This is a genomic window from Methylobacterium aquaticum (assembly GCF_016804325.1).
GTDB lineage: Bacteria > Pseudomonadota > Alphaproteobacteria > Rhizobiales > Beijerinckiaceae > Methylobacterium > Methylobacterium aquaticum_C.
Window position 1 is genome coordinate 579,210 of record NZ_CP043627.1, and the last position, 23,291, is coordinate 602,500.

Here is a 23,291-nt window from a genome sequence, read left to right on the forward strand (position 1 = left end):
AAGGGCTCGGGAGCAAGAGGCTGGGGCCGATCAACCCCTCGAACTGGTGGACACCCTCGGCCGACATACCGCAGGGTGCAGAATACACAAGGCTTTGCACATGCGGGAGCAACGGCTGTGAGCATGCACCCTCCCCCGCAGAGGGGGGAGGGTGCAGGCGCCCGCGACCGTCACTTCCTCAGCGGCGGCACGCCCTTGGTGGTGAACCGCTGCCCGCCGCCGGCCGGCCGCTGCGGGCCCCGCCCCTTGGCGCCCGGCTTCGCGCCGAGCCCGGTGCCCGGCGGCTGGGAGAACGGCACGAGCTGGTCCGGCCGCGGCCCGATGAGGTCGGCGCGGCCCATCGCCCGCAGCGCCTCGCGCAGGATGGGCCAGTTCTCGGGGTCGTGGTAGCGCAGGAACGCCTTGTGCAGCCGGCGCTGGCGCAGGCCTTTGATCGCCTCGACCGGCTCGCTGCCGCCGCGCCGCACGCCTTTCAGCGTGTTGACCTCGGTGTGGTACATTGCGGTCGCGGTCGCCATCGGCGAGGGCAGGAAGGTCTGGACCTGGTCGGCGCGGTAGTCGTTCTTCTTGAGCCAGAGCGCGAGGTGCATCATGTCCTCGTCGGTCGTGCCCGGATGCGCCGCGATGAAGTACGGGATCAGGTAGTACTTCTTGCCCGCCTCCTTGGCGGCGGCGTCGAACATCTCCTTGAAACGATCGTAGGTGCCGATCCCCGGCTTCATCATCTTGTCGAGCGGCCCGCGCTCGGTATGCTCGGGCGCGATCTTCAGGCGGCCGCCGACATGGTGGGTGACGAGCTCCTTGACGTATTCGGGGCTCTTGACCGCGAGGTCGTAGCGCACGCCCGAGGCCACCATCACCTTCTTGACGCCCTTCACCTCCCGGACCTTGCGGTAGAGCCGGATCAGGTCGTCATGCGAGGTGTTGAGGTTGGGGCAGATGTCCGGGAACACGCAGGAGGGCAGCCGGCACGCCGCCTCGATCTTCGGGTCCTTGCAGGCCATCCGGTACATGTTGGCGGTCGGCCCGCCGATGTCGGAGATCACGCCGGTGAAGCCCGGGGTCTTGTCGCGGATCCGCTCGATCTCGCGCAGGATCGAGCCTTCCGAGCGGTTCTGGATCACCCGGCCCTCGTGCTCGGTGATCGAGCAGAAGGTGCAGCCGCCGAAGCAGCCGCGCATGATCGTCACCGAGAACTTGATCATGTCCCAGGCGGGGATCTTGGCGTCGCCGTAGGACGGATGGGGGGCCCGCGCGTAGGGAAGGTCGTAGACCGAATCCATCTCCTCGCTGGTGAGCGGGATCGGCGGCGGATTCACCCACAGGTCGCGGTCGCCGTGGCGCTGCACGAGCGGGCGGGCATTGCCGGGATTGGCCTCCCGGTGCAGCACGCGGGAGGCGCGGGCATAGGCCTCCTTGTCGTCCTTCACGTCGTCGTAGGCCGGGAGCCGGATCACGGTGTCGCCGGCTTTCCGCGTGGCGGCCTCGTCGGCCGAATCGAGGTCGTCGGCGGGCAGCTCGGTATTGTGCTCCGGCACCCGGCGGAACAGGGCGACGCCGCGGATCGAATCGAGCTCGTGGGGCGCCTCGCCGGCGGCCATGCGGTTGGCCACCTCGACCACGGCGCGCTCGGCATTGCCGTAGATGAGCAGGTCGGCCTTGGCATCCGCCAGGATCGAGCGACGCACCTTGTCGGACCAGTAATCGTAATGCGCGATGCGGCGCAGGGAGGCCTCGATGCCGCCGAGGATGATCGGCACGTCCTTGTAGGCCTCGCGGCAGCGCTGCGTGTAGACGATGGTGCAGCGGTCCGGGCGCTTCCCGCCCTCCCCGCCGGCCGTGTAGGCGTCGTCGTGGCGAAGCCGCCGGTCCGCGGTGTAGCGGTTCACCATCGAATCGAGATTGCCGCCGGTGACGCCGAAGAACAGCTTCGGCCGGCCGAGCGCCGTGAACGGCTCGGCCGATTGCCAGTCGGGCTGCGCGATGATGCCGACCCGGAACCCCTGCGCCTCGAGCAGCCGGCCGATGATGGCCATGCCGAAGCTCGGATGGTCGACATAGGCGTCGCCGGTCACCAGCACGATGTCGCAGGCATCCCACCCGAGCGCCGCCATCTCGGCGCGGCTCATCGGCAGGAACGGCGCCGCCTTGCCGGCGCGCGGCGGCTTGCAGGCCAGGGGCGTGCAGGGCGGGAGAGCCGGGGACCGCGAGGGAGCCGGCGAATGCGGGACGGGCGCGTGGAGTTCCATGGCGCGATGCATAATCCGCCGGGACCGCGAGATCAACGAACGGCGCGATCAAGGCAGGGCCAAGCACAATGCAGGGCAAGGCCGACCTGCCGCTGTATCGGGGCGCGGCCGCCCCTCGTACAGCCAAGCTGATCGGGCAACAGCCCCGGGCCGGCCGCGTCGGCCCGCCGGATCAAAAGCGGTCATCCGCCGTTTGTCGAGCGTGGCCCCGAGGCGGGGACGGTGGAGACGGCTTGATGACCACGGCACCCGACGGCTCGATCATCCGGCGCGAGGCGAAGCGGCCCGATCTCCTGGCCTTCGAGGTCAAGGACCGGATCACCAAGCCGGACATCGAATGGATGTCGGCCCTCGTCGACGAGGCCATGACGGCGCACGACACGATCGACATGCTGCTGATCATGTCGCACTACGAGGGCTCGGATCTCGGCGCGCGGTTCGACGCCTACGCCACCGGGGTGATGGCCCGCTCTGTGGCCCATATCCGGAACTACGTCGTGGTCGGCGCGCCGGCCTTCGCCCGGGCGATGATCACGCTGTCCGGAGCGGTGCTGCCGGTCGAGACCCGGACGTTCGACCTCGCCGACGAGGCGCAGGCCTGGGCCTATCTCGACGAGGCCGGCCCGGCCAAGGCCTGACGGGGCCGCCCGGGATGGCCGGGACCCGGCCCTCCCACGGGATCACGCGCATGGTGGCATTTTCTGCCGCCCGCCGCAGGACGGAAGACGAATGTTCTGGTATTCGCCGTGACCGATCGATTGCGGGGCGCACGCCACGCGGCGAAACTCAACGTCGTGGATGACGAACCAGATAGCTGCCGATGAAGCTCGACCGGATCGATCTCAAGATTCTTTCTGAACTCCAGAAGAACGGCCGCATTACCAACGTCGAGCTCGCCGAGCGGGTCAACCTGTCGCCGAGCCCCTGCCTCATGCGGGTGAAGAAGCTTCAGACGGAAGGCTACATCGCGAATTATTCCGCCCAGATCAACCTGTCGAAGCTGGGGCAGGCCCTGACCGTCTTCACCGAAGTGACGCTCAAGAACCACAGGCAGGCGGATTTCGCCCGGTTCCTGGCGGCTGTGGAGAAGATCGAGTCGATCATGGAATGCCACCTCATTTCCGGTGGCTACGATTATCTGCTCAAGTTCGTCACGGTCGACGTCACCGAGTACCAGACGACGATGGAGCGACTTCTGGATCTCGATGTCGGCATCGAGCAATATTTCACCTATGTCGTGCTGAAGTCGCCACTCGTGCGGACGTACCTGCCGCTGGATACGATGTTCAAGCTTTGAGGTGGGTGGCGGAAATCTCGATTTACGCAGGATTGTCCGGGAAAGGGATCGCGCGGGGTTAACCTCCCCCTCTGCGGGGGAGGGTGCCCGGCGGAGCCGGGGCAGCGGGACGAAGTCCCGCCGAGAGGGGCAGCGCGACGCTGTTCCAGATGGCGCCTGTCAGAACGGTTCAATCTTATCCGGAAGCGGCGTCCCCTCTCCCGGCCTACTCCGTAGGCCACCCTCCCCCGCAGAGGGGGGAGGGAAACCCACGCCTCGTCTTTTAACCGGACAGCCCCTTTTCACGGGAGGCCATGCCGGCCCGAACCGGCGCATCCGCCCCCTCACCGTTGCGCGAAGGCCCGGGTCAGTTCCGGGTCCTGCGCCAGCCCGTCGAGCCAGCCGGTGCGCAGCTGCGGCACGGAGGAGAACAGGAGCCGCGAATAGGGTTGGGTCGGCCGCCCGTCATTCACGTCGGGGCGCAGCTGCTCGACCTTCTCGCCCTTGTACATCACCACGACCTCGTCGCAGATCGCCCGCACGGTCTCGATGTCGTGGCTGATGAACAGGTAGGACAGCAACAATTCGCGCTGGAGCTCCTTCAGGAGCTCGATGATCGCCGCGGCCACCACGGTGTCGAGCGCGGAGGTGATCTCGTCGCACAGGATCAGCTTGGCATCGGCCGCCAGCGCGCGGGCGAGGTTGATGCGCTGCTTCTGGCCGCCGGACAGCTCGGCGGGGCGGCGATGGCGCAAGGCGCGCGGCAGCCGCACCATGTCGAGCAGCTGGTCGATCCGCGCCTCGCGCGCCCGGCCGCCCATGCCGTGATAGAAGGCGAGCGGCCTGCCCAGGATCTCGCCGATCGACTGGTGCGGGTTGAGCGCGGTGTCGGCGGACTGGAACACGATCTGGAGATCGCGCAGGTCCTCGCGGCGGCGCTTCCGGAAATCCGGCGCCAGGGTCCGGCCGTCGAGCACGATCTCGCCGCGGGCCGCGGGCAGGATCCCGGCGATGACCCGGGCGAGGGTGGACTTGCCGCAGCCCGATTCGCCGACGATGCCGAGGTTGCGCCCGCGGGCGAGCGACAGGCTGACATCCTTGAGGATGCGGATCGGCGGGAGCCCGTCCGCGCCGGGCTTGCCGTAGCCGGCGACGATGCCGCGCACCTCGAGGAGCGGGGCCTCGTCCTGGTCGAGACGGGCCGGGCGCGGGGCGGCGTCGGGCCGGAACGCCGCCAGGAGCTGGCGGGTATAGGGGTGCTGCGGGCGCTCCAGGATGTCGGCGGTGCGTCCCTCCTCCTGGATCTCGCCGTGGCGCAGCACGATGATCCGGTCGGCGATCTGGGCCACCACCGCGAGGTCGTGCGAGACGTAGACGCCCGCGATGCCGCCCTTGCGCATCACCGACTTGAAGGCGCGCAGGACCTCGACCTGGGTGGTGACGTCGAGCGCCGTGGTCGGCTCGTCGAAGATCACGAGCTTGGGGTCGCCGATCAGCGCCATGGCGGCGGAGAGGCGCTGGAGCTGGCCGCCGGAGACCTGGTGGGGATAGCGGTCGCCGATCGTGTCGGGGTTCGGCAGGGCCAGGGCCCGGAACAGCCCGACCGCCTTGATGCGCGCATCCGCCACCGGCATCGAGCCGTGGATCTGCACCACCTCGACCACCTGGTCCATGATGGTGTGGGCGGGGTTGAAGGCGGCCGCCGCGCTCTGGGGCACGTAGGAGACCAGCGAGCCGCGGATCGCCGCCCGCCCGCTCTCGGGCAGCGCCCCCATCTCGACGCCGTCGAGGGTGACGGTGCCGCCGGTGACCCGGCAGCCGGGGCGGGTATAGCCCATCAGGTCGAGGGCGATGGTGGTCTTGCCCGAGCCGCTCTCGCCGATCAGGGCGACGATCTCGCCCTCGTCGATGTCGAACGAGACGCCGCGGATGATCTCGACGATGCGGCCGGCATCGGTACGCGCCTGGATGCGCAGGTCCCGGACTTCGACGAGGCGGGTCATGCGGCGCTCCGGTCGCGGATCTTCTGGGGCAGGTTGTCGATCAGCAGGTTCACGCTGATCGTCAGGCTGGCGATGGCGATGAGCGGGAAGATCACCGCGGGCGCCGCGAGTGACAGGCCGCCGATGTTCTCCTTCACCAGCGCGCCCCAATCGGCGTTCGGCGGCTGCACGCCGAGCCCCAGGAACGACATGCTGGAGAGGAGCAGCACGATGAAGACGAAGCGCAGGCCGAGATCGGCCAGGACCGGCCGATGATGCCCGGCAGGATCTCGGCCCGGATGAGGTAGCCGAGACGCTCGCCGCGCACCCGCGCCACGGTGACGTAGTCCATGGCGTTGACGTTGACGGCGAGCGCGCGGGCGAAGCGGTACGAGCCGGGGGTGTAGATCACCGCCAGCGTCAGGATCAGGACCGGCATCGAGGAGCCGATCGCCGCCACCAGCACCAGCGCCATGATCTTGCTCGGGATCGAGATCAGCGCGTCGAGGAAGCGGCTGAGCGCGGCATCGAAGACGCCGCCGATCACCGCCGCCGCCATGCCGAGGGTGACGCCGCAGAAGCAGGCGATCGTCACCGAGGCCAGCGAGATCCCCACCGTGTAGCGGGCGCCGAACAGGATGCGCGAGAGCACGTCGCGCCCGAGATAGTCGGTCCCCATCGGGTAGGCGGCCGACATCGGCTGGAAGAAGTCGAAATCGACGATCTCGCCGACGGGATGGGGGGCGATCAGGGGCGCGATCACCGCGACGACCGCCCAGGCGAGGATCACCAGGAAGGCCACCGCCCCGACCGGGCTGATCCGGTAGCCGATGCGCCAGCGGCGCGGGGCTTCCGTGCTGGACAGGGAGACGCTCATGCGTGGCGCAGCCTCGGGTTGGAGACGATGGTGACGATGTCGGCGATGGTGATCAGCAGGAGGTAGGCGAAGCAGAACAGCATCGCGCAGCCCTGGATCAGCGGCAGGTCGCGGGTCGACACCGCGTCGAGCATCAGCTTGGCGATGCCCGGATAGTTGAAGATCGTCTCGACGATGATGACGCCGCCGAGGAGATACGACAGGGACAGCGCCACCGCGTTGACGATCGGCCCGAGCGCGTTCGGCAGGGCGTGGCGCAGCACCATGCGGCGGCGCGAGGCGCCCTTGAGCAGGGCCATCTCGACGTAGGGCGCGCTCAGGGTCTCGATCACCGCGGCCCGCGTCATCCGGATCATCTGCGCCGAGACGACGAAGCTCAGCGTGATCACCGGCATGGCGAAGGCCTTGATGAGGCCGCCGATCGTCGTCACGTCGCCGGTCATCGACAGGGCCGGGAGCCAGCCGAGATAGACGGCGAAGACGATCACCGCGAGGGTCGCCACCAGGAACTCGGGCACCGAGATCACCGCGATGGTGAAGACCGAGATCATCCGGTCGACGAGCGTGCCGCGCAGGATCGCCGCGGTGATGCCGAGGGTCAGGGCGAACGGCACCGAGATCGCCGCGGTCACGGCCGCGAGCTTCAGCGAGGCGCCGAGGCGGTTCCCGATCAGTTCGGCGACCGGGATGTTGTTGACGTAGGACACGCCGAGATCGCCCGTCGCGAGGTTCTTCAGCCAGAGCAGGAAGCGCAGGGCGGCCGGCTGGTCGAGATGCATCGCCTGGCGCAGGCCCGCCACCGCCTCCGGCGTCGCCGACTGGCCGAGCAGGATCTGGACCACATCCCCCGGCAGGAGGGCGGTCGCGCAGAAGATGACGACCGCCACGATCAGCAGCGTCAGCAGGGTGACCACGACGCGTCCCGCGATCATGCGGAGGATGAGAGAGTTCATGGACGACCCGGGCGCTGCTTTACGGCACGAGGGCCCCGGCGGGTGATGGGTGACCCGCCAGGGCCCGGCGAGGATGTCGATCAGGCGCCGAACCAGGCGTATTCCGGCAGGGTGTAGCCCATCAGGCCGCCGAGCGGGTTGGCGACCAGCCCCTTGAGCTTCGGGGTCACGCCGTCGAGGTTCGACTGGAAGACCGGGATCACGGTGCCGGCCTCGTTGGCCACCATCGCCTGCATCTCGCCGTAGATCTGCTTGCGCTTCGCCTGGTCGAGCAGGCCGCGGGCCTCGAGCAGCATCGCGTCGAACTTCGCCGACTTGTAGCGGCTCTCGTTCCACGGCGCGTTCGACTGGTAGAACAGCGAGAACATGATGTCCGGCGTCGGCCGGGCATTGATGTTGCCGGCGTGGAACGCCTCCTTGAGCCAGTAGTTCGACCAGTAGCCGTCGGCCGGCACGCGGTCGATCGCCAGGTTCAGGCCGATCTTGCCGCCCGCCTGCTGGAGCACCGCGGCGTAGTCGGCCGAGCTGCTGGCGGCGTCCGAGACGGTGATGCGGATCTCCGGGCCGAGGATGCCGGCCTTCTGGAACAGGGACTTGGCGCGCTCGGGATCGAACTCGCGCTGCTTCAGTTCGGCGTTGAAATAGGGGCTCCAGGACGGGATCGGCTGGTCGTTGGCGATCTCGGCGAGGCCGCGCAGGACCGACTTCTGGATCACCGGGCGGTTGATCAGGTACTTGAAGCCCTCGACCACCCCGGCCTTGTCGCCCGGCGCCATGTCGAGCCGCAGGATGAGGTTGCCGTAGCTGCCGAGCTTGCTGATGAACGGCGCGATCGCCGCATTGCCCTCGATGACGCGCAGCGAACGCGGGCTGAGGTTGGCGCCGACATGGACGTCGCCGGAGAGGACCGCGTTGAGGCGCGCCGGCTCGTCGGCGATGGCGAAGTACTCGAAGCTGTCGAAATACGGGCCCTTCTTGAAGTAGTTGGGGTTGCGGGCCATCACCGAGCGGACGCCCGGCTTGAACTCCTTGAGCACGAAGGCGCCGGTGCCGTTGCCCTTGGAGAAATCGGTGGTGCCGTCGGCCACGATCATGAAGTGGTGCAGGCCGAGGATCGTCGGCAGGTCGGCATTGGCGGCAGCGAGCGTGATCGTGACGGTCAGGCCGTCGGCCGTGACCTCGGAGATCTGCTTGGCCAGGGTGGCGACCTTCGAGCCGACGGCGGGATCGAGGTGGCGCTTCAACGAGAAGACGACGTCCTGGCCCGTCAGGCTCTTGCCGTCATGGAAGGTCACGCCCTTGCGCAGCTTCACGGTCCAGGTCTTGGCGTCGGTGCTCTCGACGCTCTCGGCCAGCTCCATCGTGACCAGACCGGCGCCGTTGATGAAGGTCAGCCGGTTGTAGAGGGCGCAGGAGCGGGTGTAGTCGGTGGCGTTGGAGGCCTTGGCCGGATCGAGCGTGTCGGCGGTCGAGGCCGCGAAGCCCGCGATCTTGAGGTGGCCGCCCTTCACCGGCTCGGCGGCGAGCGCCGCACCGGCCCGGCCCAGGATCGCGCCGCCGGCCGTGAGGGACACGCCGCCCGCCAGCAGCATCCGCAGCAATTCGCGCCGGTCGGCGCCGCGCCGGATGGCGGTCTCCACCATCGCATCGTCGCCGGGCGTCCAGTTGGCCATCGTGTCGCTCATCGCAAAGTCTCCTGGTGCGACGGGGGTCCGTCGGCGGCGCGGGGATCGGGGTACGGGTCGAGGCGGGCCGCATCCCGCGACGACGGACATGACGAGGACGCTGGCGGATCGGTCGTGGAGGCCCGGCCGAGGAACGCGGCCAAGGGCGACATCCGATCTCGCGGGCCGTCGCGTTCGAGGGCCCGTCCCGCGCTCGGGGCGCGGGAGGGCGGTCCGACGCCGTCGTCGAGCCGAACGGCGGCGGGTAAAACTCGGCGGATGGAGCGAAGTCCGTGCCATCCGATCCTGGCCGGCACCCTCGCTTCCGAACCCTCTGGGGGATCGGCGCGCGGCCCGGTTCTCGATGAAAGCAGTGTGGCGCATCCGCAACGCGATTTGCACCGAAACGACGGAAGGGGACGGCACAAAATTGCGAATCTGCGGTCGCGGCAAAATTTGTGCGATGCATCGTGGGACCCTGTCGTGGACAGTCCCGACGCGCCGCGCACCGCCTTGTGTTAGCGCATTACAAGCTTCACTCCTGACGATCGCGAACCATCTCATGCATTCCGGGCGAAGAATGGTGGCGCGATGACTGATTCCATCACCGATAGAGGTATTTATTCCTCGATATTGCCGGTGTCGCCCGCGATTCACGAAGGGCGGAATTGGGGTAGGCGGCACGCGCGGGGGCCGGCCTCCATGCCCGGATGTGCGGCACGGGGCGCCGGACGGGCGGTCGTGCCGCCGGCAGGCGCAATAATGTGCTTTCGTCAAAGCCGCCGGGTTCGACCCCCGACCCATGGGTGGGGCCACGGGACACGCCGCGGCAGGTTGCGCGGATTGCGGGAGCGGCGGATCGAGGGCACGAGCCCTCCCCTCTCCCGCCCGGTTCCGCCCTGGACCATCCCCACGCAGGGCTGTGGCTCCCGCACCTGCGCCAAGCCTCGCGGTGTCTCGAACCTTACGCCCGAACGCAAAGAAGGCGGCCTCACGGCCGCCTTCCCCACCTCCGAAACCAGCTCTCTGCGTCAGGCCGCGATCACTCGTAGACGCAGACGTAGATCTTGCGCACGGTCTCGATCGTGCGCCAGATGCCGACGAAGCCGGGCTTCATGACGAAGCTGTCGCCGGCCCGGTAGGTCTTGGTCTCGCCGCCCTTCTCCTCGATCTCGACCAGGCCGGAGAGGATGTGGCAGAACTCGAAGGTGGTGCCCTTGATCGAATGGGTCTCGCCCGGGGTGGCCTCCCAGATGCCGGTCTTGATCATCTCACCGCGGGATTCGTCCTGCGCCCAGGTCTTGAACTCGGGCGAGCCGGCGATCAGGCGCTCAGGCAGCGGCAGGCCCGGCTTCGGGGCGAATTGCGGGTTCGTGTCGATGGTGACGAGAAGGGACATAGGTGTTTCCTCGGCGTGAGAGCCCGGTCGTCGGCTGGCCGGCTGCGACGCACCGCCCGCCTTCCCCTTGAACCGCCCCGAACCTAACGACGCACGACCGGGGGCTCCTGCCGTAAATCGGGAGGCTTCGGGCGAAAATTCCGAAAACCGCGCGATCTCCAGCGGAAATGTCGGCGCGATCCAGCGCATCTTACGGCGGAGGGTGGCGCCATGGAGAGGCGAAGCGGGCAGCACGACGCCCGGGTCGCGCCCCGCGGTGCCGGCCGAAAGGAGTTGATGTGGTGACGACGTCCCCCAACACGATGCGGCTGAAGTCCTTCGAGCTCAACGCGCAGGACATCGCCTCCGTCGACGTGGAAGCGCTCCACGCCTTGTCGCTCGGCGTCGAGTGGCCGCACCGCCCGGGCGACTGGGACGCGCTCCGCTCCCTCGGCCACGGCATCGTCGCCACCGACGCGATCGGCCGCGTCTTCGGCTCCGCCATGTGGTTCCCCCACGGCGAGGATTGCGCGACGATCGGCATGGTCATCACCACGCCGCGGGTCCAGGCCCTGGGCGGCGGACGCTGGATGATGGACCGCATCCTCGCTGAATGCGGCGAGCGCCGGCTGATCCTCAACTCGACCCGCGCCGCCTATCGCCTCTACGTCTCCCTCGGCTTCGAGCCGCAGGCGATCGTCCACCAGCACCAGGGCTACGCCACGACCTGGGCCGCGCCGGTCCCCGGCTCCGCCGGGGCGGTCGAGGCGATCGCGCCCGCCGGGATCGGCGAGGTCGCGGCCCTGGACGAGGCCGCGTTCGGGGCCGCCCGGCCCCGGCTGATGGCGCATCTCGCCGGGACGGCCGAGATCCGCGGCCTGCGCCGCGACGGGCGCCTCGTCGGCTACGGCATGCGCCGCGCCTTCGGGCGGGGCACCGTCATCGGGCCGCTGGTGGCCGGGAGCGAGGAGGACGCGGTCACCCTCGCGTCGGCCCTCCTCGGCGGCCTCGACGGCCGGTTCGTCCGCGTCGACACACGCCAGCCCCCCGGCCCGCTCCGCTCCTACCTGGAAGCGGCGGGGCTGAAGCTGTTCGACACCACCAAGACCCTGACCCGCGGCGCGCCGCTCACCCCGGTCGAGCCCGGACGCCCGGGGATCTACGGCCTGGCGGCCCATGCCCTGAGCTGAGAGCCGTCCCGCGTCCGCGCCACGAAACGCCCTGCCGACGCGGCATCGGCGCCTCGTGACGATCACGCGGGACCGGTCGCCGACGCGGGTCACCGCCGAAACGACGAAGACGATGCAGGACACGTCGATCCGGATGCGGCCGCAACCCCGCGGCTCCATCGGGATCGTGCTCATCCTGGGTCGTGCCCTCGAGACATCATCTGGCCGGACCGGACGACGTGCGACAGCCGTCGGTCTCCGGGCGGACAGCCGTTCGCGACCGATGGGCGGAGCTTGCCCGTCCCATCCTGCAACCCGCGCGAGACATCGTTCCGTGATGCAATCCGCAACCCTCCCGGCCTTCCGAGCCGAGGCCGACCCGGTCGCCCTGGTGCCCTTCGCGGCGGCGCATCTGCCGGGCGCCCTGGCGCTGTCGCAGGAGATGTCCTGGCCCTACCGGCTCGAGGACTGGGACTTCGCCCTCCGGGTCGGCCGGGGCTTCGCCCTGGAGCACGACGGCGCGGTGATCGGCACGGCGGCCATGTTTCCCGATGAGGGCGCGTGCGCGACCGTCGGCATGATCATCGTGTCGGGCGCGGCCCAGGGACGGGGCTACGGCAAGCGCCTCCTGGAGGCGCTGCTCGGGGCTGCCGGCCCGCGCACCATCCTGCTCAACGCGACCGAGGCGGGCCGCGGGCTCTACGAGCGCTACGGCTTCACGCCCGTCGGCACCCTGTCGCAGCACCAGGGCCCGTTCCGGCGCTCCCGGGCGGCCGGGTCCGATGCCGATGGCGACGTCCGCATGATGCATCCGGCGGATCTCGCCGCCGTGGCGCGGCTCGACCGCGAGGCGACCGGGTTCGCGCGCCGGCCGATGCTGGACCGCCTCGTCGCGGCCGGCGAAGGCCTCGTGCTCCTGCGGGACGGGGCGCCCGCGGGCTACGCGGTCTCCCGCCCTTTCGGCCGCGGCCACGTCGTCGGGCCGGTCGTCGCCGGGAGCCGGGACGAGGCGTGCCGCCTGATCGCGGCGGCGCTCGCCCCCCTCGACGGCCGTTTCGTGCGGGTCGACGCGCCGGACGCCGCACGGCTCTCGCCGTGGCTCGCCGGAATCGGCCTGCCGAAGGTCGGCGACGCCCTCACGATGGTCCGCGGCGGCCTGCCGCCGACCGGGCCGGCGCGCCTCTTCGCGCTGGCCAACCAGTCGTTCAACTGACCGGAGCGGCCCGACGATGCTGCTGATCAGCCTGCTCCTGCACCATTGCCGCCGCCGATCCGGCGGCCGCCCCGGCACCGGCCGTTCGCGGCCGACGCGATGATGCCGAGGCCGCCCGCGGCGCCGACCGGCGCCGCCTCCCCGAATCCTCCTCTCCCGGTATCGCCATGAAGCTCACATCCTACTGGCTGGACACGTCGACGCCGTTTGCGGGCGGCGCGAAGGGCCCCGTCGAGGGCACCTGCGACGTCGCGGTGATCGGCGGCGGCCTCACCGGCTCATCGGCCGCCCTGGCGCTCGCCAAGAAGGGCGCCCGCGTCGTGCTGCTCGAGGCCGACATAATCGGCGGCGCCGCCTCGGGCCGCAACGGCGGCATGTGCAACAACGGCTTTGCCCAGGATTACGGCACGCTCTCGGGCAAGCTCGGCCGTGAGGTCGCCGACCGGCTCTATCGCGCCTTCGATGCCGGCGTCGACACGGTCGAGCGCCTGGTGCGGGAAGAGGCGATCGATTGCAGCTTTTCCCGCGTCGGCAAGATCAAGCTCGCGGCCAAGCCCGAGCATTACGACAAGCTGGCGCGCAGCCAGGAGCTGCTCGCCTCGACCGTCGATCCCGACACCGAGATGGTGAGCCGCGCCGATCTTCCCGGCGAGGTCGGGTCGCAGCGCTATTACGGCGGCCTGGTCTACCGCAAGAGCGCCGCCCTGCATGTCGGCCGCTTCGTCCGCGGCCTCGCCGAGGCCGCCGCGCGGCGCGGCGTGGCGGTGCACGAGCGCACCCCGATGACGAGCCTGAAGGCCGCACCGGGAGGCGGCCACCTCGTCGGCACGCCGAACGGCACGGTCCGGGCGAAGCAGGTGCTCCTCGCCAGCGGCATCTCGCAGGCCGGCCCCCTCGGCTGGGTGCGCCGGCGCGTCGTGCCGGTCGGCGCCTTCCTGATCGTCACCGAGCCGCTGCCGCTGGAGATGCTCGACCGACTCACCCCGCGCCGCCGCAACGCGGTCGATACCAAGAACCTCGTCAACTACTTCCGCACCACCCCGACAACCGGCTGCTGTTCGGGGGACGCGCCCGCTTCGCGGTCTCCAACCCAGCCTCGGACGAGAAGAGCGGCGCGATCCTGCGCGCCGCCCTGCACGACGTCTTCCCCGAGCTGAGCGACGTCCGCCTCGATTACTGCTGGGGCGGCATGGTCGACATGACCCGCGACCGCCTCCCGCGGGCCGGCGAGCGCGACGGCATCTACTACTCGATGGGCTACAGCGGCCACGGCACCCAGATGTCGACCCTGATGGGCACGATCATGGCCGAGGTCATGGATGGCCGCGCCGAGCTGAACCCCTGGAGCCAGTTCGCCTGGCCCGCCATCCCCGGCCATTTCGGCCCGCCCTGGTTCCTGCCGGTGGTCGGCGCCTATTACCGCCTCAAGGACCGCTTCCAATGACCGATCCCATCCGGCACCTGACCGAGGCCGGCCATCTCGACCGCTTCTACAGCGACGGGGCGTGGCGCGAGCCGGCGGCGTGCGAGCGCGTCGGCGTCGTCGATCCGGCGCGCGAGGCGGTGATCGCCGAGATCGCACTGTGCGGCCGAGAGGACGTGGAGCACGCGGTGGCGGCGGCCCGCCGGGCCTTCCCGGCCTGGTCGCGGACGGCGCCGGCCGAGCGGGCGGCCCTCCTCGACCGCGTCCACGGGCTGGTGATGGAGCGGCTGGAGCTGTTCGCCCAGGCACTGTCGGCCGAGATGGGCGCCCCCATCACTTACGCCCGCCAGGCCCAGGTGCCGCTGGCCGCGGCGCATCTGCGGGTCGCCCGCGACCTGCTCGCCACCTATCCGTTCCTGTCGCAGCGCGGCACCACCGCCATCGCCCGCGAGGCGATCGGCGTCTGCGGGCTGATCACGCCCTGGAACTGGCCGCTCTACCAGGTCACCGCCAAGGTCGGCCCGGCGCTGGCGGCGGGCTGCACGGTGGTGCTCAAGCCGAGCGAGCTGTCGCCCCTGAGCGCGTTGCTCTTCGCCGAGGTGATGCACGAGGCCGGCTGCCCGGCCGGCGTGTTCAACCTCGTCAACGGCACCGGGCCGGTGGTCGGCGAGGCGCTGAGCGTCCATCCGGAGGTCGACATGATCTCGATCACCGGCTCCACCCGGGCCGGTGTCCTCGTCGCCCAGGCCGCCGCCCCCACCGTCAAGCGCGTTGGCCAGGAGCTCGGCGGCAAGTCGCCCAACGTCGTGCTGCCGGATGCCGACCTCGCCCGCTGCATCCCGCTCGGCGTCGCCGCGGCGATGCGCAACCTCGGCCAGTCCTGCAGCGCGCCCACCCGGATGCTGGTGCCGCGCGCCCGCCTCGCCGAGGTCGAGGCCCTGGCAGCCAAGACCGCCGCCGGGTTCGTGGTCGGCGATCCGCAGCGCGAGGAGACCACCCACGGGGCGATCGCCAACCGGGCGCAGTACGACCGCATCCAGCGCATGATCCGGATCGGCATCGAGGAGGGCGCCAAGCTCGTCGCCGGCGGGCCGGGGCGGCCCGAGGGGCTGACCGAAGGCCTCTTCGCCCGGCCGACCGTCTTCTCCGAGGTGGCCTGCGACATGGCGATCGCCCAGGAGGAGATCTTCGGGCCGGTCCTGGCGATCCTGCCCTACGATACCGTCGAGGAGGCGGTGGCGATCGCCAACGACACGATCTACGGCCTCGGCGCCCACGTCCACGGCACCGACATGGAGCAGGTCCGGGCGGTGGCGCGGCAGATCAGGGCCGGCCAGGTCCACCTCAACGCCCCCGACTGGGACCCGCACGCCCCGTTCGGCGGCTACAAGCGCTCGGGCAACGGCCGGGAATACGGCCGCGAGGGCCTCGAGGAATACCTCGAGACCAAGGCCATCCTGGGCTTCTACCGGTAGCAGGAACGATCCATGGCCACGTTCATTCCCGAATCCCTCTCCTCCCGCCTGATCTCGCACGCGGCGGCGTTCGAGCCCGTGCGGCGGGCGCTGGTGGCGGCGGCCTCCGACACGGCCACCGTCTTCCCGGCGGTGATCGCCCGGGCCTCGGACCCGCGCGACACCTTCTCGATCAAGTCGGGCTCGACCGCGGAACTCGCCGGCCTCAAGGTCGGGGCGTTCTGGCACAACAACCCCGCCCGCGGCCTGCCGCGCCACAACTCGACGATCCTGCTGATCGACCAGGATTGCGGGCGGATCGGCGCGGTGGTCGAGGCCGCCGCCGCCAACGCCTACCGCACCGCCGCCGCCAACGCGGTGGCGGCCCAGGCCCTGGCCCGGCCCGACAGCCGGACTCTGGCGATCTTCGGGGCCGGCAACCAGGCCCTCTACGAGGTCGGAGCGCTCGCCCGCATCCTGCCGCTCACGCGCGTCCACGTCGTCGCCCGCGAGCGGCAGAAGGCCGAAGGCTTCGCCAAGCGGCTGAAGGACCACGGCGTCGACCTCGAGGTCTCGCCCTCCTCGCCGGAGGAGGCCTGCCGCGCCGCCGACGTGATCGTCACCGCCACGCCCTCGCGCGCACCGCTCTTCGAGGCGGCCTGGGTGCGGCCCGGCACGCACGTCGCCGGCATGGGCTCGGATGCCCGCGGCAAGCACGAATTGCCGGTGGAGCTCCACGAGACCGCGCGCCTGTTCTGCGACCTGCCCTCGCAATCGGTCGAGATCGGCGAGTTCCAGCACGTCCGCGAGCGGATCGAGAGCGGCGCGCTGGTCCTCTCGCCGATCGGCGCGGTCCTCGAGGGCCGCTGCCCCAGCCGCTTGTCGCCCGAGGACATCACGGTCTTCGACAGCTCCGGCATCGCGCTCCAGGACCTGTATGTCGGCCAGTTCCTGCTGGAGGCGGCCAAGGACGCGGCGGAACGGGGCGAGGCCTGACGGGTCCGTCGACCGGACCGACAGCCTCGATGTCATCCCGGAGCCGCGACAGCGGAACCCGGGACGACATCGGGGGAGTTTGCCTGGCATGTCGAATCAGGGCAATCGCTCGAACAAGCTCCGAGGGAAGAAGAAACCCGCATCACGGAGCCGCCGATTGGATTCTCGGCAAAGTTTGTTTCGATCGATATCCTGGTTTTCCAACCCGCCTGCATCGTTCCGGGGCCGCGACGGCGGAGTCCGGACCGATGCGGAGAACGTCGCCTCTGCGGCAGCCCGTCGAACCGCGTCGCGAGGATCGGCATTCCGGACGCAAGACGCCGGCACTCCCGGGCTCTGACCCGGCAGGAGAGCCCGAGACGGCACGCCGGACGTCATCGGAATCGCGCGGACGGGCGGCTCTCCGCTCGGCGCAAGGGGTCCGGCACCGGCCCGTCAGACGGGCACGCCGTGCTCCTCGGCGAACGCCGCCAGCGCCGGCCGCAGAGACGCCCCGTCCTTGGTCCGCGCCAGTTCCCGCTCCAGGAACGCCGCCACCGCGCCGGCATCGATCCCCAGCACCATCGCCTTGACCGGGCCGATCGAGGCCGGCGACATCGAGAGGGCACGGAAACCGAGCCCGATCAGCGCCATCGCCTCGAGCGGCCGCCCGCCGATCTCGCCGCAGACCGTGGCCGGGGTGCCGGCGGCGTTGGCCCGCTCGGCGATCAGCCGGAAGGCGCGGAGCGCCGCGGCGCTCAACGGGTCGAAGCGGTTGGCGACCTGGCGATTCTCGCGGTCGACCGCGAACAGGAACTGCATCAGGTCGTTCGAGCCGACCGAGAGGAAATCGGCTTCCGCCGCGATCTCGTCCATCTGGAACAGGAGCGAGGGTACCTCGACCATCACGCCGAGGCGGCAATCCGCCGGCAGCGGGTGGCCGTGGCGGGTGAGATGCGCCTTCTCGCGCTCGACGATCCCCCTCGCCTGGACGAATTCCTCGACGGTGGCGACCATCGGGAACATGATCTTGAGCGGCCGCCCGCGGGCGGCCTTGAGGAGGGCCCGCAGCTGCATGCGCAGGAGGCCCGGCCGGTCGAGGCCGATGCGGATCGCCCGCCAGCCGAGGGCCGGGTTCTCCTCCTCCAGCGCCTTCATGTAGGGCAGCACCTTGTCGCCGCCGATGTCGAGGGTCCGGATCGTGACCGGAAGGTCGCCGACGGCGTCGAACACCGCCTCGTACAGGACCTGCTGCTCGGCCGCCGACGGCATCCGCTCGGCGACCATGAACTGCAACTCGGTGCGAAACAGCCCGACGCCCTCGGCCCCGGTCTCGCCCAGATGCGACAGGTCGACGATGAGGCCGGCATTGAGCTGCAGCCCGACCGCGACGCCGTCGCGGGTGACCGCCGGCACGTCGCGCAGCGCCCGGTACTGCTCCTGCCGCCGGGCCCGGAGCCGGGCCTTCTCGGCATAGGCCGCCTCGATCTCGGGTCCCGGCCGGATCTGGATCTCGCCGGTGCCGCCGTCGACGATGATGGCGTCGCCGCTCTCGACGAGCGCCGTGGCGTTCGCCACCTCGCCCACCGCCGGGATGCCCAGGGCCCGGGCCACGATGGCGATGTGGCTCGTCGGCCCGCCCTCCTCCAGCACGACGCCGCGCAGGCGCGAGCGGTCGTAGTCGAGCAGCGCCGCCGGGCCCATCGAGCGGGCCACCAGGATGGCGTTCTCGGGCATCGCCTCCTGCCCGCCGATCGGGCGGCCGACGAGCTGGCGCAGCAGCCGGTTGGCGAGGTCGTCGAGGTCGTGCAGGCGCTCGCGCAGGTAGGGATCGCTCTGGCGCAGCATTCGGGCGCGGTTGTCCGACTGCACCCGCTCCACCGCGGCTTCCGCGGTGAGGCCCGACAGCACCGCCTCGCGCATCCGCCGCAGCCAGCCCTGGTCGTGGGCGAACATCCGGACGGTCTCGAGCACCTCCCGGTGCTCGCCGGCGCCGGCCACGTCGCCGCGCTCGACGAGATCGTCGATCGCCGCGCGCACCTCCGCGATGGCGGTGTCGAGGCGCGAGGCCTCGCGCTCGACATTCTCGGCGATCAGGTTGCGCACCACGATGCGCGGCTCGTGCAGCACGACGTGGCCGAGGCCCACGCCGTCGGCGAGCGCCACGCCGCACTGGCTCAGCGACCGGCGCGAGGCGCTGACCGTGCCGGGCGAGAGCGCCTGCAACTCGCCGGAGGCGAGCATCTCCGCCAGCACCATGGCGGTGGTCTGGAGCGCCTCGATCTCCTCCTCGGAATAGACCCGGTAGGTGCGGTTCTGCACTACCAGCACGCCCAGCGTGTTGCCGGCCCGCAGCAGCGGCACGCCCAGGAAGGCGTGGTAGACCTCCTCGCCGGTCTCCGGGCGATAGGAGAAGGCCGGGTGCGACTGGGCGTCGGAGAGCGACAGCGGCTCGGCGGTGGCGGCGATCAGGCCGACCAGGCCCTCGCCGGCCCGCATGGTGGTGAGATGCACCGCCTCGCGATTCAGGCCCTCGGTGGCGAAGAGCTCGAGGTTGCCGTCGTCGCGCAGGACGTAGACCGAGCAGACCTCCGCGACCATGTTGGACGCGATCAGGACGACGATGCGGTCGAGGCGCGCCTGCGGGCCGACCGGCTCCGCCATGGCCTCGCGAAGGCGGCGCAGTAGCAGGCGCGGGCCTCCAGGCGCTGCGGGCATCGTGTCGTGTTCCACCCTTTGGCGAGCCGGGCCCCGCGTGGCGCAACCGTGAGGCCGAGCCTGCGCGGGCCTGACGCATCGGCCCCGTTACCGCCGTATAGCGAGTCCGGCGCCCGGCGGGCAAGCGTCCATCGGGGGAGACGTTTCCCGCCAGGGGATGCCGGGGCCGAAAAAGCGAACGCCCCGCCCGCGATGCATCGCGGACGGGGCGCACCGGTATCGGGCCAAAGGGGCCCGTAGCGCGATCAGGCCTTGTCGAGGCCGTAGAGCGAGTGGAGCGTGCGCACGGCGAGCTCGGTATAGGCGGCGTCGATGAGCACCGAGAACTTGATCTCGGAGGTGGTGATCGCCCGGATGTTGATGCCCTTCTCGGCGAGCGCCCGGAACGCCTTGGCGGCGACGCCGGCATGGCTGCGCATGCCGATGCCGATCGCCGAGACCTTGACCACGTCGGTGGCGCCCTCGAGCCGCTCGAACTCGACCGTGCCGCTTTGCGCGTCGAGGATCGCGCGGGCGCGCTCGTAATCGGCCGCCGGGACCGTGAAGGTCATGTCGGTGGCCGCGCCGTCGCCGGACACGACCTGGATGATCATGTCGACGTTGATGTTGGCATCCGCCAGGGGGCCGAAGATGGCGGCGGCGATGCCGGGCTTGTCCTTCACCCGGCGAAGCGTGATCTGCGCCTCGTCCTTCGAGAAGGCGATGCCCGTGATGATCTGCTGTTCCACGATATCGTCCTCGTCGCAGATGAGGGTGCCGGGGCGGGCGTCGTCGGGGTCGTCGAAGGAGGAGCGCACGGTGGTCGGCACCCGGTGCACCATGGCGAGCTCGACCGAGCGCACCTGGAGCACCTTGGCCCCCAGCGATGCCATCTCCAGCATCTCCTCGAAGGCGACCCGTTCGAGGCGCTGGGCCTTCGGCACCACCCGGGGTCGGTGGTGTAGACGCCGTCGACGTCGGTGTAGATGTCGCAGCGCTCGGCGCCGATCGCCGCGGCGACCGCGACCGCGCTGGTGTCGGAGCCGCCGCGGCCGAGGGTGGTCAGGCGGCCGGTCTCGGCATGGATGCCCTGGAAGCCGGCGATCACCGCGACCTCGCCGCGCTTGAATCCGGCATCGAGGCGGGCGCCGTCGATGGCCTGGATCCGGGCCGAGCCGTGCTGGTCGGAGGTCTCGATCGGGATCTGCCAGCCCTGCCAGGAGCGGGCCTTGAGGCCCATCTCGGCGAGCACGATGGCGAGGAGGCCCGAGGTGACCTGCTCGCCGGAGGCCACGACCGCGTCGTACTCGGACTGGGCGTAGAGCGCCGAGGCGTCCTTGCACCAGGCCACCAGCTCGTTGGTCTTGCCGGACATCGCCGAGACGACGACCGCGACCTCGTAGCCGGCCCGCACCTCGCGGGCGACGTGGCGGGCGACGTTGCGGATGCGGTCGACCGTGGCGACGGAGGTGCCGCCGAATTTCATCACCAGGCGGGGCATGGGGATCCGATCGAACAATGTTCTCTGTGTGCCGCAGCGCGAAGCCGCAGGCGTCCGGCGGGTACAAGCGGTCCGGGGCGGTGTCAATCTTGTGGCCGCAGGCGCCGGTCCGGCGCATGACGTCTCAGGGCGGTTGGCCCTGGGCGGCGGCTGCGCTACCTCGACGATCGAGATGAATTCCTTATCCCCGCACGAAAGCCTGGTCCCGATGAGCGAACCGACCGGACCCTCGATCGACCGCGACGAGGTCGCCCGCTTCGATCGCCTCGCCGCGACCTGGTGGGACGAGGCCGGGCCGATGCGGGTGCTGCACCGCTTCAACCCGGTGCGCCTGACCTATATCCGCGACACGGCCTGCCGCCATTTCGGCCGCGACCCGCTCGCGCCCACCCCCCTCGCGGGGCTGACCCTCGTCGATGTCGGCTGCGGCGGCGGCGTCCTGTCGGAGCCGCTGGCGCGGCTGGGCGCCGAGGTGACCGGGCTCGACCCGGCGGTGACGAACGTGAAGGTCGCGCAAGCCCATGCCGACGCGGCCGGCGTGCCGGTTCGCTACCGAGCCGAGACGATCGAGGCGGTGGTGGCTGCGGGCGAGCGGTTCGACGTGGTCTGCGCCATGGAGGTGGTCGAGCACGTCACCGACATGCCGGCCTTCGTGCGGACGGCCTGCCAGGCCGTGAAGCCCGGCGGCCTGCTCTTCGCCGCCACCATCAACCGGACGATGCGCTCCTTCGCGCTCGCCATCGTGGGGGCGGAATACGTTCTCGGCTGGCTGCCGAAGGGCACCCACGACTGGGAGAAATTCGTCACCCCGGACGAGCTGCGCGACGCCGTCGAGGGCGGCGGCCTATCGGTCACGGATACGACCGGCGTGGTGTTCAACCCGCTCACCACCCGCTGGAGCGTCGCCCGCGACACCGCCGTCAACTATATGATCGCGGCCGAGAGACCGCGCGGCTGACCGGGGCAACCCCGACCCGTCCCTCCCGGTTGTCGCCAGGACACGAGGAGACGCGTCCATGCTCGAAAAAATTCCCCACGCCGTGGGCGAGGCCTTGTCGGGCTTGAGGGCCGGCATCGAGAAGACCGCCTACCACGCGGAGTTCGACGGCGCGCCCGTCGCCCTCCGGGTGACGAGCCCGGCCTTCCCGGACGGGGCGGCGCTGCCGGTCCGCTTCACCCAGGACGGGGCCAAGCTCTCGCCGCCGCTCGCCTGGAGCGGGATCCCGGCCGGCACCGCAGCCCTGGTGCTGCTGGTGGAGGATGCCGACAGCCCGACCCCGAAGCCGATCGTCCATGCCATCGCCTGGGACCTCGACCCCGCGAGCGAGGGCCTTGCCGAGGGCGCGCTGGCGAGCCCGGGTTCGGGCGGCACGGTGGAGGAGATCGGGAAGAATTCCTTCCTCAAGACCGGCTATCTGCCGCCCGACCCGCCGACCGGCCACGGCCCGCACCGCTACCTGTTCCAGCTCTACGCCCTCAACCGGCATCTCGGGCTCGACGGCGTTCCCGGCCGCAGCACCCTCCTCGAGGGCATGCATGGCCACGTGCTCGCCAAGGGACTGCTCGTCGGCACGTACGAGCGCCGCTGACGCTCACGATCTCACGCGAAGGTCGGCTTGCCAGCGGGCCCGGCCTGGCTCACCACTCGATGCCAGGCCGCCGGCGTGCGGCGGGGAGGATCGGTGGCGATGAAGGCACTCCTGTGCAAGGCGCTCGGCGGGCCGGAAGACCTGGTGATCGAGGACGTGCCGGATCCGGTGCCCGGCCCGGGCGAGGCCCTGGTGCGGGTGAGCGTCGCGGCGCTCAACTTCTTCGACACGCTGATCATCGCCGGCCGCTACCAGGTGAAGCCGGACCTCCCCTTCTCCCCGGGCGCCGAGGCCTGCGGGGTGATCGAGGCGCTCGGGTCCGGCGTCGAGGCCTTCCGGGTCGGCGAGCGGGTCATCGTCCATCTCGGCTACGGCGCCTGCCGGGAACGGGTCGTGGCGCCGGTCTCCGGCCTGACCCGGGTGCCGGACGGCGTCAGCGACGAGCAGGCGGCGGGCCTCTCAGTCACCTACGGCACCTCGCTGCATGCGCTCCAGGACCGGGCGAATCTCCAGCCCGGCGAGACCCTGGTGGTGCTCGGCGCCACCGGCGGCGTCGGGCTGGCGGCGGTGGAGCTCGGCCACGCGATGGGCGCGCGGGTGATCGCCTGCGCCTCCTCGGCGGAAAAACTCGACCTCGCCAAGGCGCATGGCGCCGACCTGACCCTGGACTACAGCCAGGAACCGCTGCGCGATGGACTGAAGCGGCTCGGCGGCGACGCCGGCATCGACGTCGTCTACGATCCGGTCGGCGGCGCCTATTCCGAGCCGGCCCTGCGCTCGCTCAACTGGAAGGGACGTTTCCTGGTCGTCGGCTTCGCAGCCGGCGAGATCCCGAAGATTCCGCTGAACCTGGCCCTCCTGAAGGGCATCGACATCCAGGGCGTGTTCTGG

Annotated in this window: 15 protein-coding genes and 3 pseudogenes (1 of these 18 only partly in view); 10 read left to right on the plus strand and 8 right to left on the minus strand. The window is 70.5% G+C overall.

Features of this window, described 5'->3' with window-relative positions:
- Positions 1-170: 170 nt before the first annotated feature.
- On the minus strand, positions 171-2,129 hold the full coding sequence (locus F1D61_RS02625) for a YgiQ family radical SAM protein (protein ID WP_203158893.1): 1,959 nt from the start codon (positions 2,127-2,129) through the stop codon (positions 171-173).
- A 356-nt stretch (positions 2,130-2,485) separates the two neighbouring features.
- On the opposite strand from F1D61_RS02625, the gene F1D61_RS02630 reads away from it, so the two are divergent.
- Together F1D61_RS02630 and F1D61_RS02635 are read left to right on the plus strand one after the other, a co-directional pair.
- Positions 2,486-2,887 carry an STAS/SEC14 domain-containing protein gene (locus tag F1D61_RS02630; protein WP_203156393.1) on the plus strand — a complete coding sequence of 134 codons (402 nt, stop codon included), beginning with the start codon at positions 2,486-2,488 and terminating at the stop codon, positions 2,885-2,887.
- 182 nt (positions 2,888-3,069) lie between these two features.
- Entirely contained in the window at positions 3,070-3,546 is a 477-nt protein-coding gene (locus tag F1D61_RS02635; protein ID WP_203156394.1) for an Lrp/AsnC family transcriptional regulator, read from the plus strand.
- A 323-nt stretch (positions 3,547-3,869) separates the two neighbouring features.
- On the opposite strand, the gene F1D61_RS02640 is transcribed toward F1D61_RS02635, so the two are convergent.
- The 5 genes and pseudogenes from F1D61_RS02640 to F1D61_RS02660 all read right to left on the minus strand — a co-directional run bounded on the left by F1D61_RS02640 (position 3,870) and on the right by F1D61_RS02660 (position 10,400).
- Entirely contained in the window at positions 3,870-5,528 is a 1,659-nt protein-coding gene (locus F1D61_RS02640) for an ABC transporter ATP-binding protein (RefSeq protein WP_203156395.1), read from the minus strand.
- Positions 5,525-6,384 (minus strand): annotated as a pseudogene (locus F1D61_RS02645) (ABC transporter permease). The gene F1D61_RS02640 and the pseudogene F1D61_RS02645 overlap by 4 nt, the downstream one beginning before the upstream one ends.
- Positions 6,381-7,337 (minus strand): ABC transporter permease, encoded by a 957-nt coding sequence (locus tag F1D61_RS02650; RefSeq protein ID WP_203156396.1) that lies wholly within the window; start codon positions 7,335-7,337, stop codon positions 6,381-6,383. Before F1D61_RS02650 ends, F1D61_RS02645 begins: the two are co-directional and overlap by 4 nt.
- 80 nt (positions 7,338-7,417) lie before the next feature.
- On the minus strand, positions 7,418-9,022 hold the full coding sequence (locus F1D61_RS02655) for an ABC transporter substrate-binding protein (RefSeq protein ID WP_203156397.1): 1,605 nt from the start codon (positions 9,020-9,022) through the stop codon (positions 7,418-7,420).
- 1,021 nt (positions 9,023-10,043) lie between these two features.
- Complete coding sequence (locus tag F1D61_RS02660; RefSeq protein WP_203156398.1) at positions 10,044-10,400, minus strand: cupin domain-containing protein; 357 nt, start codon at positions 10,398-10,400, stop codon at positions 10,044-10,046.
- 302 nt (positions 10,401-10,702) lie between these two features.
- Between F1D61_RS02660 and F1D61_RS02665 the strand changes: the two genes are divergently transcribed.
- The 5 genes and pseudogenes from F1D61_RS02665 (at position 10,703) to F1D61_RS02685 (ending at position 16,634) form a co-directional block, all read left to right on the plus strand.
- Positions 10,703-11,569, plus strand: coding sequence for a GNAT family N-acetyltransferase (locus tag F1D61_RS02665; RefSeq protein ID WP_203158894.1), 867 nt, complete (start codon positions 10,703-10,705; stop codon positions 11,567-11,569).
- A gap of 316 nt (positions 11,570-11,885) precedes the next feature.
- Entirely contained in the window at positions 11,886-12,761 is an 876-nt protein-coding gene (locus F1D61_RS02670) for a GNAT family N-acetyltransferase (protein ID WP_203158895.1), read from the plus strand.
- 167 nt (positions 12,762-12,928) lie between these two features.
- Positions 12,929-14,205 (plus strand): annotated as a pseudogene (locus F1D61_RS02675) (NAD(P)/FAD-dependent oxidoreductase).
- Complete coding sequence (locus tag F1D61_RS02680; RefSeq protein ID WP_203156399.1) at positions 14,202-15,659, plus strand: aldehyde dehydrogenase family protein; 1,458 nt, start codon at positions 14,202-14,204, stop codon at positions 15,657-15,659. The pseudogene F1D61_RS02675 and the gene F1D61_RS02680 overlap by 4 nt, the downstream one beginning before the upstream one ends.
- 12 nt (positions 15,660-15,671) lie before the next feature.
- The gene (locus F1D61_RS02685; protein WP_203156400.1) at positions 15,672-16,634 is read left to right on the plus strand and encodes an ornithine cyclodeaminase family protein; all 963 of its coding nucleotides are present in this window, start codon (positions 15,672-15,674) and stop codon (positions 16,632-16,634) included.
- A gap of 435 nt (positions 16,635-17,069) precedes the next feature.
- Here F1D61_RS02685 and ptsP read toward each other — a convergent pair whose 3' ends face one another.
- Positions 17,070-19,331 carry a phosphoenolpyruvate--protein phosphotransferase gene (ptsP, locus tag F1D61_RS02690; protein WP_203156401.1) on the minus strand — a complete coding sequence of 754 codons (2,262 nt, stop codon included), beginning with the start codon at positions 19,329-19,331 and terminating at the stop codon, positions 17,070-17,072.
- Between the two features lie 245 nt (positions 19,332-19,576).
- A pseudogene (locus F1D61_RS02695) lies at positions 19,577-20,811 on the minus strand (aspartate kinase).
- A 208-nt stretch (positions 20,812-21,019) separates the two neighbouring features.
- Here F1D61_RS02695 and ubiG point away from each other — a divergent pair.
- The 3 genes from ubiG to F1D61_RS02710 all read left to right on the plus strand — a co-directional run.
- Positions 21,020-21,769 (plus strand): bifunctional 2-polyprenyl-6-hydroxyphenol methylase/3-demethylubiquinol 3-O-methyltransferase UbiG, encoded by a 750-nt coding sequence (gene ubiG, locus F1D61_RS02700; RefSeq protein ID WP_203156402.1) that lies wholly within the window; start codon positions 21,020-21,022, stop codon positions 21,767-21,769.
- A 58-nt stretch (positions 21,770-21,827) separates the two neighbouring features.
- Positions 21,828-22,400 (plus strand): YbhB/YbcL family Raf kinase inhibitor-like protein, encoded by a 573-nt coding sequence (locus F1D61_RS02705; protein ID WP_203156403.1) that lies wholly within the window; start codon positions 21,828-21,830, stop codon positions 22,398-22,400.
- Between the two features lie 99 nt (positions 22,401-22,499).
- On the plus strand, positions 22,500-23,291 hold the 5' portion of the coding sequence (locus F1D61_RS02710; protein WP_203156404.1) for an NADPH:quinone oxidoreductase family protein. It continues 183 nt past the right edge of the window; only the first 792 of its 975 coding nucleotides appear in the window; its start codon is at positions 22,500-22,502; its stop codon lies off the right edge, out of view.

What these genes read in the sequence shown, in the direction of transcription:
- F1D61_RS02660 (WP_203156398.1), bottom strand. Translation starts at nt 10,400, where the DNA reads ATGTCCCTTCTCGTCACCATCGACACGAACCCGCAATTCGCCCCGAAG.
- F1D61_RS02655 (WP_203156397.1), bottom strand. Translation starts at nt 9,022, where the DNA reads ATGAGCGACACGATGGCCAACTGGACGCCCGGCGACGATGCGATGGTG.
- F1D61_RS02665 (WP_203158894.1), top strand. Translation starts at nt 10,703, where the DNA reads ATGCGGCTGAAGTCCTTCGAGCTCAACGCGCAGGACATCGCCTCCGTC.
- ubiG (WP_203156402.1), top strand. Translation starts at nt 21,020, where the DNA reads ATGAGCGAACCGACCGGACCCTCGATCGACCGCGACGAGGTCGCCCGC.
- F1D61_RS02670 (WP_203158895.1), top strand. Translation starts at nt 11,886, where the DNA reads ATGCAATCCGCAACCCTCCCGGCCTTCCGAGCCGAGGCCGACCCGGTC.
- F1D61_RS02685 (WP_203156400.1), top strand. Translation starts at nt 15,672, where the DNA reads ATGGCCACGTTCATTCCCGAATCCCTCTCCTCCCGCCTGATCTCGCAC.
- F1D61_RS02635 (WP_203156394.1), top strand. Translation starts at nt 3,070, where the DNA reads ATGAAGCTCGACCGGATCGATCTCAAGATTCTTTCTGAACTCCAGAAG.
- F1D61_RS02640 (WP_203156395.1), bottom strand. Translation starts at nt 5,528, where the DNA reads ATGACCCGCCTCGTCGAAGTCCGGGACCTGCGCATCCAGGCGCGTACC.
- F1D61_RS02650 (WP_203156396.1), bottom strand. Translation starts at nt 7,337, where the DNA reads ATGAACTCTCTCATCCTCCGCATGATCGCGGGACGCGTCGTGGTCACC.
- F1D61_RS02630 (WP_203156393.1), top strand. Translation starts at nt 2,486, where the DNA reads ATGACCACGGCACCCGACGGCTCGATCATCCGGCGCGAGGCGAAGCGG.
- ptsP (WP_203156401.1), bottom strand. Translation starts at nt 19,331, where the DNA reads ATGCCCGCAGCGCCTGGAGGCCCGCGCCTGCTACTGCGCCGCCTTCGC.
- F1D61_RS02705 (WP_203156403.1), top strand. Translation starts at nt 21,828, where the DNA reads ATGCTCGAAAAAATTCCCCACGCCGTGGGCGAGGCCTTGTCGGGCTTG.
- F1D61_RS02680 (WP_203156399.1), top strand. Translation starts at nt 14,202, where the DNA reads ATGACCGATCCCATCCGGCACCTGACCGAGGCCGGCCATCTCGACCGC.
- F1D61_RS02625 (WP_203158893.1), bottom strand. Translation starts at nt 2,129, where the DNA reads ATGAGCCGCGCCGAGATGGCGGCGCTCGGGTGGGATGCCTGCGACATC.